The sequence below is a fragment of the Lacticaseibacillus zhaodongensis genome, from assembly GCF_009687905.1.
GTDB lineage: Bacteria > Bacillota > Bacilli > Lactobacillales > Lactobacillaceae > Lacticaseibacillus > Lacticaseibacillus zhaodongensis.
In genome coordinates this window covers 357,157-374,862 of sequence record NZ_BLBG01000001.1, presented here as the reverse complement: position 1 = coordinate 374,862, position 17,706 = coordinate 357,157, and the positions used below count along the sequence as shown (strand labels likewise).

19 protein-coding genes and 1 riboswitch are annotated in these 17,706 nt (G+C 52.5%); of the genes, 1 reads left to right on the top strand and 18 read right to left on the bottom strand.

Annotated features, from left to right (window positions below):
- Positions 1-273: 273 nt before the first annotated feature.
- From GN107_RS01940 to GN107_RS01870, 15 genes are all read right to left on the bottom strand, one after another.
- Positions 274-1,041, bottom strand: a complete 768-nt coding sequence (locus GN107_RS01940) for a DivIVA domain-containing protein (RefSeq protein WP_155285914.1) — start codon at positions 1,039-1,041, stop codon at positions 274-276.
- 46 nt (positions 1,042-1,087) lie between these two features.
- Positions 1,088-1,879 (bottom strand): YlmH family RNA-binding protein, encoded by a 792-nt coding sequence (locus GN107_RS01935; protein ID WP_155285915.1) that lies wholly within the window; start codon positions 1,877-1,879, stop codon positions 1,088-1,090.
- Positions 1,876-2,166: a YggT family protein gene (locus tag GN107_RS01930; protein WP_155285916.1), complete on the bottom strand. Its 291-nt coding sequence runs from the start codon at positions 2,164-2,166 to the stop codon at positions 1,876-1,878. Before GN107_RS01930 ends, GN107_RS01935 begins: the two co-directional genes overlap by 4 nt.
- A gap of 22 nt (positions 2,167-2,188) precedes the next feature.
- Positions 2,189-2,689, bottom strand: coding sequence for a cell division protein SepF (locus GN107_RS01925; protein WP_155285917.1), 501 nt, complete (start codon positions 2,687-2,689; stop codon positions 2,189-2,191).
- A 35-nt stretch (positions 2,690-2,724) separates the two neighbouring features.
- Positions 2,725-3,966, bottom strand: coding sequence for a cell division protein FtsZ (gene ftsZ / locus GN107_RS01920; protein ID WP_155285918.1), 1,242 nt, complete (start codon positions 3,964-3,966; stop codon positions 2,725-2,727).
- Between the two features lie 102 nt (positions 3,967-4,068).
- On the bottom strand, positions 4,069-5,415 hold the full coding sequence (gene ftsA, locus GN107_RS01915; RefSeq protein ID WP_155285919.1) for a cell division protein FtsA: 1,347 nt from the start codon (positions 5,413-5,415) through the stop codon (positions 4,069-4,071).
- Positions 5,416-5,590: 175 nt separating this feature from the next.
- Positions 5,591-6,421, bottom strand: a complete 831-nt coding sequence (locus tag GN107_RS01910; protein WP_155285920.1) for a cell division protein FtsQ/DivIB — start codon at positions 6,419-6,421, stop codon at positions 5,591-5,593.
- Between the two features lie 3 nt (positions 6,422-6,424).
- A complete protein-coding gene (gene murG, locus GN107_RS01905) occupies positions 6,425-7,525 on the bottom strand; it encodes an undecaprenyldiphospho-muramoylpentapeptide beta-N-acetylglucosaminyltransferase (protein ID WP_155285921.1) in 1,101 nt (366 codons plus the stop codon).
- A 6-nt stretch (positions 7,526-7,531) separates the two neighbouring features.
- Positions 7,532-8,899 (bottom strand): UDP-N-acetylmuramoyl-L-alanine--D-glutamate ligase, encoded by a 1,368-nt coding sequence (gene murD, locus GN107_RS01900; protein ID WP_155285922.1) that lies wholly within the window; start codon positions 8,897-8,899, stop codon positions 7,532-7,534.
- Positions 8,900-8,953: 54 nt separating this feature from the next.
- The gene (gene mraY, locus GN107_RS01895; protein WP_155285923.1) at positions 8,954-9,919 is read right to left on the bottom strand and encodes a phospho-N-acetylmuramoyl-pentapeptide-transferase; all 966 of its coding nucleotides are present in this window, start codon (positions 9,917-9,919) and stop codon (positions 8,954-8,956) included.
- 20 nt (positions 9,920-9,939) lie between these two features.
- Positions 9,940-12,081 (bottom strand): penicillin-binding transpeptidase domain-containing protein, encoded by a 2,142-nt coding sequence (locus GN107_RS01890; protein WP_155285924.1) that lies wholly within the window; start codon positions 12,079-12,081, stop codon positions 9,940-9,942.
- Positions 12,078-12,467, bottom strand: a complete 390-nt coding sequence (ftsL2, locus tag GN107_RS01885) for a cell division protein FtsL (protein ID WP_155285925.1) — start codon at positions 12,465-12,467, stop codon at positions 12,078-12,080. The genes GN107_RS01890 and ftsL2 overlap by 4 nt, the downstream gene beginning before the upstream one ends.
- A gap of 2 nt (positions 12,468-12,469) precedes the next feature.
- Positions 12,470-13,420, bottom strand: a complete 951-nt coding sequence (gene rsmH / locus GN107_RS01880) for a 16S rRNA (cytosine(1402)-N(4))-methyltransferase RsmH (RefSeq protein WP_155285926.1) — start codon at positions 13,418-13,420, stop codon at positions 12,470-12,472.
- The gene (gene mraZ / locus GN107_RS01875; RefSeq protein ID WP_155285927.1) at positions 13,421-13,852 is read right to left on the bottom strand and encodes a division/cell wall cluster transcriptional repressor MraZ; all 432 of its coding nucleotides are present in this window, start codon (positions 13,850-13,852) and stop codon (positions 13,421-13,423) included.
- A gap of 198 nt (positions 13,853-14,050) precedes the next feature.
- Positions 14,051-14,350: a hypothetical protein gene (locus tag GN107_RS01870; protein WP_155285928.1), complete on the bottom strand. Its 300-nt coding sequence runs from the start codon at positions 14,348-14,350 to the stop codon at positions 14,051-14,053.
- 162 nt (positions 14,351-14,512) lie between these two features.
- On the opposite strand from GN107_RS01870, the gene GN107_RS01865 reads away from it, so the two are divergent.
- Positions 14,513-14,623 carry a DUF4044 domain-containing protein gene (locus GN107_RS01865; protein WP_155285929.1) on the top strand — a complete coding sequence of 37 codons (111 nt, stop codon included), beginning with the start codon at positions 14,513-14,515 and terminating at the stop codon, positions 14,621-14,623.
- Positions 14,624-14,698: 75 nt separating this feature from the next.
- Here the strand turns inward: GN107_RS01865 and thiT are convergent, their stop codons facing one another.
- The 3 genes from thiT to GN107_RS01850 form a co-directional block, all read right to left on the bottom strand.
- Positions 14,699-15,274, bottom strand: a complete 576-nt coding sequence (gene thiT / locus GN107_RS01860; protein ID WP_155285930.1) for an energy-coupled thiamine transporter ThiT — start codon at positions 15,272-15,274, stop codon at positions 14,699-14,701.
- 54 nt (positions 15,275-15,328) lie between these two features.
- Positions 15,329-15,426, bottom strand: a riboswitch (TPP riboswitch).
- A 56-nt stretch (positions 15,427-15,482) separates the two neighbouring features.
- Positions 15,483-16,877: a cardiolipin synthase gene (cls, locus tag GN107_RS01855; RefSeq protein WP_155285931.1), complete on the bottom strand. Its 1,395-nt coding sequence runs from the start codon at positions 16,875-16,877 to the stop codon at positions 15,483-15,485.
- Positions 16,878-16,902: 25 nt separating this feature from the next.
- Positions 16,903-17,706 carry an amino acid ABC transporter substrate-binding protein gene (locus GN107_RS01850; RefSeq protein WP_155285932.1) on the bottom strand — a complete coding sequence of 268 codons (804 nt, stop codon included), beginning with the start codon at positions 17,704-17,706 and terminating at the stop codon, positions 16,903-16,905.

The following is a 17,706-nucleotide window of genomic DNA, read 5'->3' as shown; positions in this document are numbered from 1 at the left end:
CTCTTCTCCTGTAAAATAACGATTTTGGATAAAAAAAGATCCCGTCCTAATAATTAGGACGAGATCGTCGTGGTACCACCTAAATTCGGGAATCCAAAAAACAATATTCCCCTCTAACGGCGCGTTAACGGGCACCAACCGGCCAGCTCTATGTATCGAACTGGTGCTCAGAACTGATATTAACAGGGGGATTCATCCCGGACTTGCACCAAATTCCGGGTCGCTGGTATGAATTGCCGCCGTTAACGCGTGTTCCTCAACGGATTAGAGATATTAGGCTTTAGGGTCGTCATCCGGGAATACGATCTCGGTGTACTCACCCTCAGGCTCCTGCTGCGCGGGGTCCGCATCAGCACTAGCCGTACCATCTGCTTTAGAGTCTAATGAATCGGACCCCTCACTGTCAAGGTCGGATTGCGTTTCTGCGGCAGAACTTGTTGAATCAGTGTCCGCAGCCGCGGCGGTGTCGGCAGCATCTGCGTTAGCAGCACTATCTGCAGCGTCACCCTCAGGCTTTGTGATTGCATCGGTGTCGACCGTTGCGATCGGCGCGTCTAGCGCGTCGTCCCACTGGGCACTCTGAACGGTCTCAAGCTCCGCCTTCAGCAGCAGTGCCAAGTGGTCCCGGAACTGCTTAGCGGTCCGGCGCATGTCCTCAGTCTGGATGGATAGCTGCCGGGCCTTGTCGCTAGCATCGCTCAAAATCTGGTTGCTCTTCGCACTCGCATCAGAGAGCAACTTCTCGGCATTTGCTTCCGCTTCGTCCTGAACGTTCTGGGCTTCAGTTTCCGCCTGCTTCTTGACAGTGTCCGCGGCGGATTGCGCAACGATGATGGACTGGTTCATGGCGTCCTTCAAACCGTCGTAGTGGTCAACCTTGGCCTGAGCTTCCTTCAACTTGGCCTCAAGATCATCATTCTTCTTGATGGCCGCCTCGTAGTCAGCAATGATCTGGTCAAGGAAATCATTGACCTGATCCTGGTCGAACCCCCGCATCTTAACGTTAAAACTCTTGTCCCGAATGTCCATTGGGCTAAGCATCGCAATTCCTCCTCATCCGTTTGCGTGCTGGCAAACGCGAAAATTTTTAATTACTGTAGGTCCGCTTATCGATCACCCGAATCACGGCCCGCCATTTTTCCTTTTGTGTTAATCCCAGTAACTGATCTAAGCTGACGCGCCCGTGTTCACGCACCGACACCATATCGCTCGGGGCGATTTGGTAATCAGCTCGCTTCTCCTCGTGCCAGTTAACCTGCACGGCACCACTTTGAACCAAGCTTTTGCTGCGCGTTCGTGCTAGGCCAAACGCGCTTGCAATTAATTCATCGAGCCGCAATGAGGACAAAATAAGCTCGTGCTCTTGCCAATCACTGTGGGGCCGCAGTGGCGTGTCAACGGCAAGCAGCTCAACCTTGCCGCGACCGATCCGCTGCACATTCATTTTGAAAAAATCCGCCATCTGCATGCTGGTTGCGAACTGCCAGCGCCCAGCATCGCCGACGATATCACCGAACACGTTGCGGGCGACGCCGCTGTTCATCAAGGCGCCGAGAATATCGCTGTGCCGCAACTGGTCAAACTTCTGGGGGTACTGGACCTCAAGCAATTGCAGCTCATAATCTTCCGCTTGCGGCTCGTAGTAATCCGGGAAGAATAGCACCCGGGCCCACTCCGCACCCGTGAAGCCGCCATTTGCCTGTAGCTTAACTCCTGCCTGCTCGGCGGCGAGTTCCGCTAGCACCTGGCTGCGCGGGTTCAGAAACGGCGTGACCACCGGCCGGTACTCATTCGCAGCAGTCGCAGCGAACCCGATTAGCCGGTCCCGGATGGCCAGTTCATCCTGCCGGACGTGCTGAAACAAACCTGCCTGGGTCACAGTAACACACTCGCAATCCAGTTCATCAGCCCCATGATCAGCTGTTCCGCAACGGTCAGCAGTATCAGCAGAATTGCCGGCGAAAAGTCGAGGCCAAACGCCGGTGGAATCAGGTTCCGAATCGGCGCAAGCAGGGGTTCAGTCAGCCGCATCGTGAAATTACGCAACCAACTCAGATTACGCAGCGGAATCCAACTGAGCAGCAAGTCGACAAACACAATCAGGGTGTAGACCCTGAACAACAGGTTAATGATTAATTGAATGTAGCTCAATATATGGATGGCCATCGCGTATCCTCGTTTATCTTAATTAATTGGCTGAGTTGGTGTTGAAATCATCTTGCAGCTTGCCAGCCAGAGCGCCACTAACCTCAAAATTAGCAGGCGTGACAAGGAAAATCTGGTCGCCGACGCGCTTGATTTCACCATTAATGGCAAAAACAACCCCAGTCAGAAAGTCAACGATCCGCTTTGCATCCTCATCTTCAAGATGTGTGAAGTTGACCAGCACCGCCGTGTTACTAAGCAGGTTGCGGCCAATTTCCTTCGCATCTGAATAGATGCGGGGCTCGTACAATTCGATTTTAGCTCCCTTGGGTGCAGGAGTGTTCATTGCCACCACATTATTGCTGCGGTATGCAGAATTACCATTTGCGCTTGCAACTGGTCGAGATGGACCCTTACTGTGCGTTTCGCGGGGCGCAGCGGTTTGCTCTGGCTGCTCAACTTCGTCAGCGCTCAAGTCATCGTCAACGTCATCGTTCATGTCGAACCACTTGCCAAGCACGTTGCCCATTTTACCAAATGCCATTAGAAGCACCTCCGTTCAATCAATTTGCTAAACAATTATTCCTTGCGGCGCCGCTTGAAGAATGGTGGCTGATCATTGTCATTGTCGTGCTCGCCACCACTTGGCTGGCTTTCAAAAATGTCAAATTCAGTCTTCTTGACGTTCTTAAAGTCATCCGTCTGTTTGGCACTGGCGTCAGAATCACTGCGCTGCATTGGCGCCCGGCGCAGATCCCAATCGTTGAAACGGTCGTTGTTGTTGTCAGAACTATCATTCTGACTGGCAGCTGACTGGTCAGCATCCTTGGCCTGACTTGCGCGCTGCGGCCGCTTTGGCTCGTCATTAGCATCAAGGCCAGTGGCGATAACCGTTACGACCACTTCATCGCCGAGGTCTTCGTTGATTGAAGTCCCGAAGATGATGTTGACGTCACCGCTAGCGGCTTGGGTCACAATGTCTGAAGCGTCTTGCGCTTCAAACAGGGACAAGTCGGGACCACCAGTAATGTTCAGCAGAACCTGCTTAGCGCCATCAATGGCAACTTCAAGTAGTGGTGAGGAAATGGCCTTCTTGGTTGCTTCCACGGTCCGGTTCTCACCGGTTGCGGAGCCAACCCCCATCAGGGCGCTGCCCTGGTTGGCCATGACCGTCTTCACATCAGCAAAGTCCAAGTTAACGTAACCGGGACTGGTAATCAGGTCAGAAATCCCCTGAACACCCTGCCGCAAAACGTTATCGGCAGCCTTGAAGGCCTCGAGCATTGGTGTCTTCTTATCAACGATTTCCAGCAAGCGGTTGTTGGAAATGATGACTAAGGTATCAACGTGCTGCTTTAATTCAGCAATCCCAGCGACCGCGTTCTTCGTCCGCTTTGGGCCTTCAAACGTGAAGGGCTTGGTAACGACCCCAACGGTCAGTGCACCCTGATCGCGCGCAATTTTGGCAACGATTGGCGCAGCACCGGTCCCGGTACCACCGCCCATCCCGCAGGTGACAAAGATCATGTCCGCACCCTGCAGGGCCTCGGACAACGCTTCTTCACTCTCTTCGGCAGCCTTTTGTCCCACTTCAGGAGTGGCACCAGCACCGAGACCACGGGTCAACTTCGTACCAAGCTGAACTTTGGTCTCAGCTTTTGAGTTGGCGAGTGCTTGGACATCAGTATTGGCAACGATGAACTCAACACCCTTGACGTCTTCGTCAATCATTCGGTTAACGGCGTTGCCACCAGCGCCACCAACACCGATAACTTTGATTACCGCGCTGGTGTCATTTTCTTGATCTAGTGAAAATTCCATGATTGTTCCTCCTAGCTAGGGACTATTTATAAATTTATTATTGCGATTATCAAGCCAAAAATTCTAAATCCGCTTGTTGCGAACAAACGTTTGCTGCTATAATTACTCAAAGAAGGTATTCAGGAAGCGCTTAATCAGCGATGGCTTTTCTTCGCCTTCGTCCTTCTTCGGCTCGGCAGCATGTTTGGCCGCCGCTTGCTTCCTGCTTGGTACTGGCTGTGCAGGTGCTTGGGAGGTAACAGTCTCCGGAGCTGGTTTAGCCGCTGATGACGGCTGGAGCTTAATTGGTGTCTGCAGTGCAGACCCCACAATTATCTCCACATCAGTCATAGTGGCTGCAGCGTGAATCAATGCTAGTGCTTGGGTGAAGCCTGGATGGCGCAGCCCCACTTCGTTCGGAGTGAAGAGCTTCACGTCCCGTCCGAAAATATCTTGGGCCAGCTGGGTCACCCCTGGCAAAGCGGCGTTACCACCGGTGATGACAATACCACCCGGAAGATCCAACCCGTTGGTCTTCTTTAGCGAGTCATCGAGCCGGGTGAAAATCTGGGTGAAGCGCGCCTCAATGATTTCAGCCAGATACTTTTCCGAAATCATTGCTTGCGTGTTCTTTCCGACCACGGTCACTGGAAAGGTGTTATCTTCACTGGCTGCGAGCGAATCCGCGTTGCCATACTGCCGCTTCAACCGTTCGGCGTCTGCGAAGCTGGTGTTCAGGACCACCGAGATGTCCTTCGTGACGTACTCGCCGCCTTCAGGATCCTCATCGGTATACTTCAGTTTGTGGTCATGAATGACCGAAGCGGTACTCTGACCACCGCCCAGATCGAGAACCACCGTCCCGAAGTCCTGCTCGCCATCAGAGAGGATATATGTTCCGACTGCAAGTGGGTTGGCAACAAAAGCCGCCACCTCATAACCCGCCTTGGCAATCGCCCGGGACAAATTATGCAACACGGTTTTGGGAACGGTCAGGAGCAGGGCCTTCATCTCCAGGCGCACCCCGATCATTCCCCGGGGGTCCTTAATGCCATCGAAGCCATCAACAATAAACTCGTCTGGAATCAGAGATAGGACTTCCCGCTCAGGTGGCAGGTTCCGCGTCAATGCGGTCGCGGCAACGTTGCGCACATCTGCATCGGTGATTTCCTTACTCGTATCGCCGACCGCAATGAGCCCGGACACTTGCTCAATTTGCAATCTACTTGCTGGCACGCCCGCAACAACCGTGTCTATTTGTACGTTAGCCTTCTTAGCAGCCTGGTCAACGGCTGCTTTGATTGCGCTAACTGCTTTGTCGATATCGACAATGACCCCTCGCGAGAGCCCGTCGGAACGTTGACTACCCACACCAATAACATGCATCTGGCCCGAAGTAACTTCTGCGGCAATGGCTTTTATTGAGGTGGTCCCCACATCAAGACCGACATATATGCCCTGATTTCCCATGGTTCTGGACCTCCTTTTATTCCGTGTAAATCTTTAATTTTTATGTTATCAATTGTTCTGTTTTGAGTGTACCACAATGTTTCACAAAAGCGTATGAATACCTTACCATTCGGCTTTACAACGCCATTTTTAAACTAAACGACACATTCACAAGCTTAAGGTCGGGGAACGATATTTATTTACTGGCTTTCGGAGTGAAGAAAGCGCCCACTTCGAGGTCCACCGTTCCCTGTCCTTTGACCTGCGCAACAATGCTAGGATAATACTTTATTTTCTTAACCACCGTGCGCCGGTCGGCAATAACCTCATTCCCATCATTCATACTTATCGTAATTTGATAAGGATTGGCATCACCGTTAGTTGCAGTGATTTCGGAGACATCCCGGCGAATGGCAACAGGAAATTGATTAACTAATTTTATCATTTTCCGAAGTTCCCGCACTTTTGTGAAACCGCGGAACACCGGTAAGCCCTGTTTTGGGTGATCAGTTTCTGCCTTCATGATGACCCCGGTGCTCAAAATGACATGATAGCCATCCTGCTCATCGAGATAACCTGTCGCAGAGTACTCATGCACGTTAATGGCAACATCACGCATGCTCGTCATCTTGATGGTGACTTCCTGCGCGGCCGGAACGCGCCTTTTAATTTGGCGGGCCACCCGCTTGCGATTCAACAATAATTGTGGAACATAGCTTTTATCATTCAGACCACTGGCATCAATCACATCCTGATTGATGATGAGATCAGTACCATGAACGCTCACATTGCTAACCTTCGACATGCTGGTGCCCATATAGACACACAGTGCACCGACGACCAGCAGAGGGGTCAAAATCAGGATCAAGTTGCGAATGGTGCGCCGCTGCCGAATCTTTTGCACTTTGGGCAGTTCCTGCTGAATCTTCTTGGGATTCTTAGGGGGCTGCTCGCTGCCGTGAAGCTGCTTCGCATAATTATCGAAGCTCGCGCGCGGATTGACATCTGGATTCTTTTTGCGGGCCATTGGCTACTCTCCCTTCATTGCCGCCTCCAATACGGTGATCAAGCGGTCTGTGGCGTCCGGAACACCGAGCTTAACGGATGCACTGGCCATGGTGGCTAGTTTATCCGGATCAGCCATGAGTTGCTGAACGGTGCTGATGAACCGCTCATCCAGTTCATCTTCAGTAAGCACCACGGCTGCGCCGGCGTTTTCGAGACTTTTAGCGTTGTGGTATTGATGGTTGTGGGTCACGTTGGGACTTGGAATCAAGACCGCTGGCAAACCTAATGCGGTCAATTCCGCTAGTGTGGTGGCACCACTACGACTAACAAGCAAAGACACATCAGGCAACACGCGTTCCATATGGGCGATGTAAGGCACGACCGCGACATTCTCCGGCAAGCGCCCACTCGCATCAACGATGGACTGGTAGTGTGCCTGCCCCGTCACGAAAAGCACCTGGTAGTCTGCTTTTGCAAAAGCAGGCATCGCCGCCAAAGTGGCCTTGTTGATGCGCGGCGCACCTCGCGAACCACCAAAAATGAGTAAGCACCGTTTCTTCGGGTCCAGTCCATATTCCTTCAACTGCTCATTCGGCTGCAATCCTGCAACCTGTTGGGCCCGGGGGTTACCAGTCAGGGTCACCTTTGCGCGTGGAAAATCCTTGGCGACGTCTTGGAAACTGATGGCAATGGCCGTGACAAAGTGCGCCAAGAACTTGTTGGTCACCCCGGCAATGGAGTTGGACTCATGAATGACCGTCGGGATGTGCATCCGGGCTGCGGCGTAAAGCGTTGCGCCGGACACATAGCCACCAGTGCCGACAACAACATCGGGCTTGAATTCCCGCAAAATTTTGCGTGCTTTCTTCACACTGCTCAAAAACAACCGGGCGGTTTCCAGGTTAGTCCGGACCCCCCGCCAGTTCATTCTCCGGCTGAAGCCCTGAATCTTGATGGTGGCAAAGGGCACATTATGGGTCGGCACGATCCGGGATTCAAGCCCGCGTTCGGTCCCAACGTATAGTGCGGCATCAAGCTTACCCAGCTCCTTAAGCCGATCGAGTAAGGCTAAAGCCGGGTAGATGTGGCCACCAGTACCGCCACCAGATACGACGATTCGCATTATCTTCTAGCCCTCCTGCGCGGCAATCTTGGCAACATCAGCGATGAACACGTCGCCGCGTTCTTCGAAGGTGTGGAACTGATCCCAACTGGCGGCTGCAGGTGACAGCAGGATCACATCACCCTTAGCACTGGCAGCGTATGCGGCCGGAACGGCTTCATCCAAATTCTCAACGCGCTTAATGATTTGCACGCCGGCATCTTTAGCAACCTGGACCATCAGACTCGCAGTTTCACCATACGTGATCATGGCCTTAACATGCTGCTTAACCAGTGGTACGAGGTCATCCATGGACAGGCCGCGGTCGAGACCACCAGCAATCAGCACTTCAGGATCCTTGAAGGCCTGAATCGCGACGCTGGCTGCCTCCACATTGGTGGCCTTGCTGTCGTTGTAGAAGCGGCGACCGGCAACCGTCTGGACATACTGAATCCGGTGCTTAACACCACTGAACGTTGAGAGCACGCGCACAATTGCAGCATTATCAATGCCGTAAATTTTGGCAACCGCAATGGCTGCGAGCGCATTCTCAATGTTGTGACTGCCCGGAATCTGCAGTTTGTCAGCAGCCATAATCTTCTCGCCGTCAAAGCAGAGGTAACCGTCAGTCAGTTGGGCCCGGGCACCAGCCGCGTTCTTGCGGGAAAAGGCCACGATTTTGGCTTTGCTCTGCTTAGCCAGTTCGTGCATCTCCGGTAGGTCCCAATTCATGATGAAGTAATCGTCAGCGGTCTGATTCATCGTGATCCGCATTTTGGCCTTGACGTAATTCTCACGGCTACCATGGTAATCGAGGTGGGCCTCATAGATATTAGTGAGCACAGCTACATGCGGGTGCAACTTGGTGATGCCCAGCAGCTGGAAGCTGGAGAGTTCGGCAACGATCACGTCGTCCTTCGTTGCTTTCTGTGCAACCTGACTGATCGGAATACCGATGTTCCCACCGACTTTTGCACTCTGGCCCCCTTCATTAAGCAACAGGCCAATCAGCGTGGTGGTCGTAGTTTTACCGTTAGTTCCGGTAACACCGACCCAAGGCGCCACGGAAACTTCGTAAGCGAGTTCCGGTTCAGTAATGATCGGAATCTTCAGCTCAAGTGCCCGCTTGACCATCGGGTTGGTGTAAGGAATCCCGGGGTTTTTGACGACCAGTTCAAAATTCTCATCGAGTAATTCAACGGGGTGACTGCCAGAAATCACGCGGATACCGTCTTCAACGAGTGACTGCGCATCCGGATTTTCGTGAAAATCCTTCTTGTCGTTAACGGTAACCAGTGCCCCTAATTTATGTAGCAAGCGGGCGGCATTCAGCCCACTTTTAGCTAGTCCCAACACGAGGACCTTTTTGTTCTTGTAATCGTTGATTTCTTGCATAACCCAAAGCTTCTTTCTAATTTTTATTACTCGATTTATTGTACTGCTGATTAATTACATGCACACTGCCAGGTACAAGCCGCTGGCGAGCGCACCGACGATCCAGAAGGTAATATCGATCCGCCATTCACTCCACCCCAGCATTTCGAAATGGTGGTGAATTGGGGACATCTTGAACAGACGCTTCCCAGTGAGTTTGAAGCTGGCCACTTGCAGGATCACGCTGGCGGTTTCACAAACAAAGATGATCCCGATCAGCAGTAGTGACCACTCACGGTGCAGCATCAGTGAAACTGCTGCGAGCATGCCACCTAACGCTAAGCTGCCAACGTCACCCATGAAAATTTTGGCGGGCTTGTGGTTGTAAATCAGGAAACCGAGCAGACCCCCAATCACGCTGAGACAGATAATCAGCACGTCAACGCGCTGCTCGTGGGCCGCAATGATTGCATAAGTCCCAAAAGCAATTGTGGCTTGGCCGGCAACCAGACCGTCCAAACCATCAGTCAGGTTGACCGCATTACTGAAACCAATGAGCCACACCGCGGCAAACAGAACGTAAAACCAGGTACTGTTGACCGTCCCAATAAAGGGTACCGGCACTGTCGGCTTAAAACCCTCGTGGAACAGGGCAATTAAGAAAACCGCGGCCCCAACAATCTGACCAAGCATTTTTTGCCACGCCCGCAAGCCAAGGTTACGGTGCATGGAAACCTTAATGAAATCATCCGCAAAGCCCAAGGCCCCATACAGAACCAAGATGAATAGGGCCATGAACAAGGCCATGCTCAGCTGGTGCTGCCAAACTCCAACCCAAATGGCGCTGATGATGATTGCGATAATGAAAACCAGACCGCCCATGGTTGGCGTCCCGCTCTTCTTCTCGTGCCACTTTGGCCCCTCTTCACGAATCGTCTGCCCCTCTTTGTTCATGCGCATGTAGCCGATGAACAAGGGGAGAATCAAGACCGTGATCACAAAGGCTGACGCGATGGGAATTATCATTTGTGCAAACTGCATTACTCTACATACCTCATTTTCTATTGCTCTGAAAAGGTGATGGTCCCCCCATCACCACTAATCAGTGCACCTTGTTTCAAGCTTTGTGCGCTTGCGAAACCATCGCCTCTAAGTGTGAAAGAAACTCCAGTAATCTGGGCCAATTTTAACACATCCGATTTGCCCCAACCAAGTACAGATGGCATTGTCATGGCACCATTTGTCAAAAGAATCACGCGGCTCCCCGGAAGTACCTGTTGTTTAACGACCGGTTGTTGCTGCACGATTTGGTTGCCACTGCCGACTACAGTCACTTTGTAACCGGCCTTTTGCAGCTGCTGCTGGGCTGAAACCGTGTTGGTGCCAATCACGCTTGGCATCTCGGCTGGCGTAACTGCCACTCCCTGCGCCCCTTCAAGCGCGAGGGTCCGTTTGACCAGCGGTGTGAAAATCGAGTTTAAAATCTTCTCGGGATCTTCAGTCATACGTTGTGGTTGTTTCATCGTGATGTAAACCACGTACTTTGGATTGGAAATCGGCACCATGCCGGCAACACTAAAGGTATAGTTATTCGAACCGGTCAGGTAGCCGTGGGTGCCGGCAACTTGCGCGGTCCCGGTCTTCACCCCAAGGTCGACCCCGTTAATTTTGTAGACCCGGCCAGTTCCATACGTGGCATTGACTACCTGGCGCATTTCGGCACGAACGCCCTCAGCACTGCTCTTCTTGATGACACGACCGAGTTTCTTAGTGCCGTAGTTCGTCACCTTGCCATCCCCGGAAACAGTCTTGCTGACGATCCGCGGCTGGACCATCTCCCCATTGTTGGAGACGGCGGTCATTGCCCGCAACATCTGCACGACCGTGACGTTGATGGCTTGGCCGAACGCGGTACTGACCTGGTTCAGCTTGCCGTTGAACGCAATGGAACCACTCGACTCATCCGGCAGCGTAATGCCAGTCTTCGTCCCGAAGCCAAAGCGGTGCAGGTATTTCTGCCAAGTTGCGGCGCCCATGTCCTGCTCAATGTTAACCATCCCGACATTACTACTACGCGGGAAGGCTTGACTGAGGGGAATGGTTCCCCAACCAGAACGTTGCCAATCGTAAATCGTGCCCCCACCAATTTTGATATTACCAGACTGGTAATACTCGTTCGGCCGGTACGTACCACTGTCAATTGCGGAAGCCAAGGTCACGATTTTCATGATCGACCCGGGTTCATAGACATCTTGCGTCAGCGCACTGTTCCACTTGCTGAGTCCCGTCTGCGAAACCGGATCAAAGGTTGGACGCTCACTGGTGGCAAGAATCGCACCCGTCTTGGCACTCATGACCGTTGCCGTTAATTCCTTGGGGGCAAACCGGTCCTGCACGTTGTTCAGCATCGACTCCAAGTACGACTGCAGATTCGTATCCAGAGTCGTGTAAACCGTACCCCCGTTACGAACAGGCCGGTCCTTAACCTTGGTGCCATTGAGCTGATAGCCAAAGAAGTCGGTTTTCTCGGTTTTTTGACCGTTGCGGCCGCTAAGCAAACCGTTAAACCACTTCTCTAGCCCCATGGTCCCGGTAACCTTGGTTAAGGAGGTGCTGGCGTCATTATTAACATTCACCATCCCGATGACGTGAGAGGCAAAAGTTCCGTTCGGGTAGAGGCGCGATGACGAGGTCGAGAACATGATTCCCGGTAACTTCTCCGCTTGCAACCGTCCTTTAGTATCTAAAGAAAGACTCGCCCCAGAAGCCCCAAATTCAACCTGACTGGTGGTCTTCAGCTGCGGGTTCAGTCGTTGCAGAACCTCATCACTAGACATTTGCAGGTAGCGGGACAGGATCTCGGCAGTCTTTTGCTTGTTCCGCACGACTTTCCGCTTATCGTCAGGATACTGATGTTTAAGTAGAGCGTAGACCTTGTAAGTGTTACCGGATTCGGCAATCACGGTTCCGGACTTATCTAAAATAGCTCCCCGTTTGGCGGGGATGACTTTGGTATGTGTCACTTGCTGGTTCAGCTTTGCGTCAAGGTTAACGCTATAGGCTTTACCATGCGCGATATAAGAAAAGCGACAAACAAAAATCACGAACACAACCGCCGTCAGGAACATGAGCAGAATGCCCACCCGCTGCCGATTGCTGCGTAGATGTGATTTCGAATATCGCTTTTTTGCTTTGCTCTTCATTTAACCGCCTGCTTCACGCTTCCTTCGACAACAGTGAGTCCATGTGCCTTGGCAAAGGAGCTGAGGCGTTCGGAATCAGTGAGCTCACTAACAGCTTGTTCGAAGTTCGCTATTCCCTTGTTTACCTGTTCGATTTGGCCCTGTTCTTTTTGGTAGGTACGCTGAGTCGTAGCCACGTTAACTTGCGCGGACACGCAGGCACCCGCCATCCCCGCCGCTAGTAAACCCAGCGTAACGGTCATGACGCGTTCAAAGGCACTAAATCGGACCCTTGTTTTATGTAGTGGTGCGGTCTGCACCTGCGGCCGAGGCTGCGAATTGGGTTGCGGCGTCTGGCCAGGTTCTGAATCGGGATTTGCATATACTCTTGCTGTATTGTCAACCATGATTAGTCAGCCTCCTCGGCGTTCTTTTCAATTACTCGCAGCTTCGCACTGTGGGCACGGTGATTACGCTCAATTTCCGCAGCATCCGGTAGAATCGGTTTCCGGGTGATCAGTGAAAATGGTACGTGTTGATCCTGGGGCAAAACTGGTAAGCCCCGGGGCACTTCAGGCGCGGTACTAGCCTCTTTGAACATGACCTTGACCAGACGATCCTCAAGCGACTGGAATGTGATGACTGCGATCCGACCCTGCGGATTAAGCAGTGTCAGCGCCTGCGTCAGGGACTCCTCAAGCGCTCCCAGTTCATCATTGACGGCGATGCGCAATGCCTGGAAGGTCTTCTTAGCCGGATGACCACCCGTACGCCGTTTGGCAGCCGGAATGCCGGCCTTGATCAGCTCAACCAGCTCAAAAGTGGTTTCGATTGGCTTTTCTGCCCGTGCCCGCTCGATTTGGCGGGCAATTTGTTTGGCAAAATGCTCTTCCCCATAGCGGGTCAAGATCCGGACAATATCGTTGAAGTCCCACTCATTGACGATCACTTTGGCGGTCAGACTCTGGCTCTGGTCCATCCGCATGTCGAGTGGTGCATCGAAACGGTAAGAAAAGCCCCGCTGTGAATCATCAAACTGCGGGCTGGAAACGCCAAGATCGTAAAGAATCCCGTCAACCTTGGTGACCCCCTCATCTGCAAGTGCCGCCTTTAAGTTGCGGAAGTTGGTGTGCAACAAGTGCAGGTTCGCGGGCAGTGGATCCATATCCGCTTTCACCGCCGCGATTGCATCTGCGTCCTGGTCAAAAGCGTATAACTGTCCATTAGTCAACTTGCTCAGGATGCGCTTGGTGTGCCCAGCCCGACCCAACGTGGCGTCAACATACGTTCCGTCCGGTTTAACATTCAACTCGTCAGCTGCTGTACTCAGTAAAACTGTCTCATGTGTATATTCCATAATTTACAACCCAAAATCCATCAGATTTTCAGAAATTTCATCGAAGCTCTCCTCAGCACCAGTTGAGAACTCATCCCAACGCTCGGCGCTCCAGATTTCGATGCGGTTTGCGACCCCTACTAGAACACAAGCCTTGCTCAATGCTGCGTGTTGCATTAACACTCGTGGTACATTAATCCGACCCTGGCGATCTAGTTCACAATCACTAGCAGCGGAATACAAAAAACGAACGAAGGTGCGGGCATCTTTCTTGGTCAAAGGCAGCTCCTGCAGCTTGTTCTGCAGTTTCTGCCACTCTTCCTCTGGGTAACCGAACAGGCAACCATCCATCCCCCGGGTCAGCACAAAGCTGGACCCGAGCTGCTCCCGGAATTTAGCGGGAACAATCAATCGGCCCTTGGCGTCAAGATTGTGATGATATTCACCCATAAACATGCGCCGGCACCCCTTCCTTATTGCCAATATTACCACATCCCCCCACTTTCCTCCACCAATTAGCCACATTCAAACTAATGTTATCAAAATGAAAAATAACATAGGCAAAAATGGCAATAAAAAGACCATGAGCCCGCGGGTTCATGGTCACAATCACTTCTGTTTAGTTAGTGGGGCTTGGTCCCATTTTTCCGTAATCTATCCGGGGAAAATGGTGAGGGCTGTCAACCACCAAATCAGGCTAAAAACATCCATAATTAACGCATATTGACGGGCAAACCGGCCGAGTAATAAATCATAAACGCGCAGGATGGTGATCACGGCCCATAAAACCCCCGTTACACAGGCCAGACCGCAACAAAGAAAGAAGAAACTAGGCTCAGCATGCGCGGTCAGCACCCAAATCGCCCCGAAATTAGCAATCCAGAGCAGGTAAACTGGGCTGCGCCGCCACCTGTGCCCGCGTCCGAGATACAAGACGATTGCGCTAATAATCATCCACCCAATGGGAAGTGCCACTCCCAATATCAACATGCCGTTTCACCTCGCTACCAGTTTACCTTTTCCAGTTTTCTTTGAGAAGAGGCGGAGACTAAATTGCGCTTAGCCAGCGAAGCGAGTAGACTGTATCAGTAAATAAGCAAAAGGTTGTGACATTAAATGAAAAAAGAAAAGAAGAGCACGATGGCACGCGTTGTCCAGGTCGTTGTGTGGCTCATGCTCATCGTTACTGTCCTCGGTGTTGTTGCCGGGGCACTGCAGTACTTCTAGACCTAAGTAAAAAGCAAATGGCTCCACCGCACTGAATGATTCCTCAGTGCGGTGGAGCCATTTATTTGGTTGCGCTTATTCTTGAGCGGTGAACAACCGTGGCGCCATCCGCCACAGAACAATGAGCACCAGCACGGCGAAGACGATTGAAACTACCGCCGAGCCCCCATTGATGATGAGCGAATACAGGACCGGCGACTGACCTTTCGGTGCGTAACTGCCCCAGAAGATTACCCCGGCAACAAAGTGGCAGAAATATTTAGCACAACCGGCAATAATGACTCCTGCCACCATCGCCCCAGCGGCATGGCTAGTTCTACCCGCACGCGCATCCGCCTGAAATTGCCCCGCGAGCAAGCCGCACAGACCGACCACCGTGAACGCAATCGGGTATTCTAGAATTCCCTGCACGGCGTTAAGAACCGAGCCGCCTGGAATTCCCCGTAAGAACATGTCCAGAATTCCCCAGACAAAGCCAGCTGCCAGGCCGGGACCAACCCCGCGCCGCAGCGCAAAGACTGCCATCGGGATCAAGCCCATTTGTAGTTCAATGCTGGACACCCCGAATGTGTGGGGAATGTAGTTGATTGCTTCAGTGAATGCCACGATGAGCGCGGCTTCGACCAGCACCCGTAAGCGTTTATTATCCATAAAAATAGCCTCCTTTGACCAATCAATCCAACCAGCACAAAGAAGACCGCTTTAATCAACGGTGCCCACAATTCCTACGCTCGTACTAACGAACAGGTTCGAAGGGTCTGGGTTTCCCCACTCTCAGCCAAAAGGCTCCCCCTTGTGGTGGCGTATTTAATTACTTTTGAATAGTGCAATTATCTGGCTAACTAATAGCGCTGTCAAGTCACAGCACTGGTGCAAACAAACGCGCCAATTCTTGACCAAATTTGCGCCGCCGCGGAATGGCCGCAATTCCCATGGCGGTCAATTCGTGCGCATAACGGGCCTCCCGCTGGCTAGCTGCCAGTAACCGCTGACACAGATCCACATCATAAATGAAGGTATTGACCTCGAAGTTCAGGTTAAAGCTGCGCGGGTCAAAATTAGCGGTGCCGACACTGGCAACCTTACCATCAACGATCACCACTTTACTCCGGACAAAATCCCCTTGGTAAATCAACGCGTGGACCCCCAAATTGACGAGCCGCTCCATGTAAAACATGCTGGCTGCTGTCAGGATTGGCTGATCGCTGCGCTTAGGCATCAGCACCCGCACGGTGACTCCCCGCCCGACAGCGAGGCCCAGCGCGTCCATCAGACTGTCACTGGGAATGAAGTACGGTGTTTGGATCACGATTTCCTTTTCCGCAATGGCAATCAAACGTAGATAGGCAATGTCAAGTTGGGCCGTCCCGAGACTCGGGATGCTGGCCAGAACTTGCAGCGTTGCCCCAGGCCGCGGTGGCACCGGAACGGCGGGTTCGGTGTATTCAACCGCCGGCGTACTGGCGGTGGTGTTCCAATCCGCAATGGCGATGCGTTCATAAATGGAGACCGCGGTCCCCCGCACCCGCAGCTGGATGTCCCGCGTTTGCCGCACCTTATTCTTCTGCCGGCCGATGTTAAAGCCGCCAGTGTAGGCAATCGCCGCGTCGATCACAATGATTTTGCGGTGGTTCCGGTAATTGACCCGCGGGTTGAGCCGTCCCCTTTTGGACGAGCCAAAAGTTTCCACCTGTCCGTCAGCATGTTTAAGGTCCCGCCAGAATTTTGCGCCTAAGCGGCGGGAACCAAAATCATCATATAGTACCCGGACCGTGACGCCACGCTTAGCGGCAGCGGTAAGTAAGTCGCGCACCCGCCGTCCGTCCGCTCCGGGTTCGATCGTATAGGCCTCAAGCAAGATGGTTTTGCGGGCGGCAGACAAATCTGTGCAGAGCCGCCGGTTGAATTCAGTCCGCTCCCCGATCAGTTCGACCTGATTCCCAGAACTCAGCAATGCGCCACCAACTCGGATCAAAGTTGCCTTCAGCTTGGCGGCTTTGCCCGTTTCGAGACCGGCTAGCTGCCGCTCAAGTGCAAGCGCGGTCCCGTGGGCGTTGCGCGGGCTATCTGCACGCAAACGGTCGTGCGGCAGGCGCCGCCCCAGAACAAAGTACACCAGTGGACCGATGATTGGAATCAACATGACTAGCAGCCAAGCCCAGCTCGTCGCAATATCCTGTGGACGCCGAAAAACGGTCACGAAGGCCGTGACCGTGTTCAGCAATAATATTGTTCCGATGATGATTCCTAGCATGCGTTCAACCACTCTTTTTCAAAACTTAGTTGCCAAACCACTTCTTCTGAATCTTAGCGATTTCTCCGTCCTTGCGCATTGCGTTCAGCTCGGAATTGATTTTTTGATCAAGTTCAGTATCGCTCTTCCGCATGCCAATCGCAAACGCTTCGGCTGGGAAGGAACCCTCAGTGACCCGGTATGCTTTGGGGTCTTTTTGGTGGGCGATGTAGTAGCGACCATACACTTCATCAATGATGAGGCCCTGAATCCGGTTGGCATTGAGATCAATGAAGGCGTCGTTGAAGGTGTCATAGAGAATTGGCTGCTTACCCTTAACAATATTCTTGAGTAATTTTGGTGAGCCGTCGATATCTGCAGCACCGCTAGAACCAGTCTGTGCGCCAACCGTTTTCCCCTTCATGTCCGCGAAGCTAGTGATGTTACTAGAGCGCTTCGTGACCAATACTTGGTGGTTCTTGAGGTAAGGTTCAGAGAAGCGGACTTGCTTCTTGCGTTCCGGAGTCACGGAGTAGCCATTCCAGATTAGGTCGATGGTCTGGTTCCGCAATTCGGTTTCCTTCATTGACCAATCGATTGGCTGGAAACTGACCTTCACGCCGTAGTGCTTAAACAGCGCCCGGGCGAGGTCAATGTCATAACCTTCAAGCTTCCCTGACTTGGCGCGAAAACCCATTGGTACGAAGGAATCATCCAGGCCCACAACAATCTTCTTCTGCTGCTGAATGCGGGGCCAGGAATTCTGCTTCTTCTGCCGGGCGCAGGCACTGAGCGCAACGACTGTGGCGAGTGCGCAGAAGATGGTCAGTAATTTCTTCAGTTTGCGCAT

Coding starts and splice junctions, on each gene's coding strand:
- GN107_RS01930 (WP_155285916.1), bottom strand. CDS start 2,166: ATGGCCATCCATATATTGAGCTACATTCAATTAATCATTAACCTGTTG.
- GN107_RS01850 (WP_155285932.1), bottom strand. CDS start 17,706: ATGCGCAAACTGAAGAAATTACTGACCATCTTCTGCGCACTCGCCACA.
- ftsL2 (WP_155285925.1), bottom strand. CDS start 12,467: ATGGTTGACAATACAGCAAGAGTATATGCAAATCCCGATTCAGAACCT.
- thiT (WP_155285930.1), bottom strand. CDS start 15,274: ATGGATAATAAACGCTTACGGGTGCTGGTCGAAGCCGCGCTCATCGTG.
- GN107_RS01940 (WP_155285914.1), bottom strand. CDS start 1,041: ATGCTTAGCCCAATGGACATTCGGGACAAGAGTTTTAACGTTAAGATG.
- cls (WP_155285931.1), bottom strand. CDS start 16,877: ATGCTAGGAATCATCATCGGAACAATATTATTGCTGAACACGGTCACG.
- GN107_RS01925 (WP_155285917.1), bottom strand. CDS start 2,689: ATGGCATTTGGTAAAATGGGCAACGTGCTTGGCAAGTGGTTCGACATG.
- ftsZ (WP_155285918.1), bottom strand. CDS start 3,966: ATGGAATTTTCACTAGATCAAGAAAATGACACCAGCGCGGTAATCAAA.
- murD (WP_155285922.1), bottom strand. CDS start 8,899: ATGCAAGAAATCAACGATTACAAGAACAAAAAGGTCCTCGTGTTGGGA.
- ftsA (WP_155285919.1), bottom strand. CDS start 5,415: ATGGGAAATCAGGGCATATATGTCGGTCTTGATGTGGGGACCACCTCA.
- GN107_RS01865 (WP_155285929.1), top strand. CDS start 14,513: ATGAAAAAAGAAAAGAAGAGCACGATGGCACGCGTTGTCCAGGTCGTT.
- mraZ (WP_155285927.1), bottom strand. CDS start 13,852: ATGTTTATGGGTGAATATCATCACAATCTTGACGCCAAGGGCCGATTG.
- murG (WP_155285921.1), bottom strand. CDS start 7,525: ATGCGAATCGTCGTATCTGGTGGCGGTACTGGTGGCCACATCTACCCG.
- GN107_RS01890 (WP_155285924.1), bottom strand. CDS start 12,081: ATGAAGAGCAAAGCAAAAAAGCGATATTCGAAATCACATCTACGCAGC.
- mraY (WP_155285923.1), bottom strand. CDS start 9,919: ATGCAGTTTGCACAAATGATAATTCCCATCGCGTCAGCCTTTGTGATC.
- GN107_RS01910 (WP_155285920.1), bottom strand. CDS start 6,421: ATGGCCCGCAAAAAGAATCCAGATGTCAATCCGCGCGCGAGCTTCGAT.
- GN107_RS01870 (WP_155285928.1), bottom strand. CDS start 14,350: ATGATTATTAGCGCAATCGTCTTGTATCTCGGACGCGGGCACAGGTGG.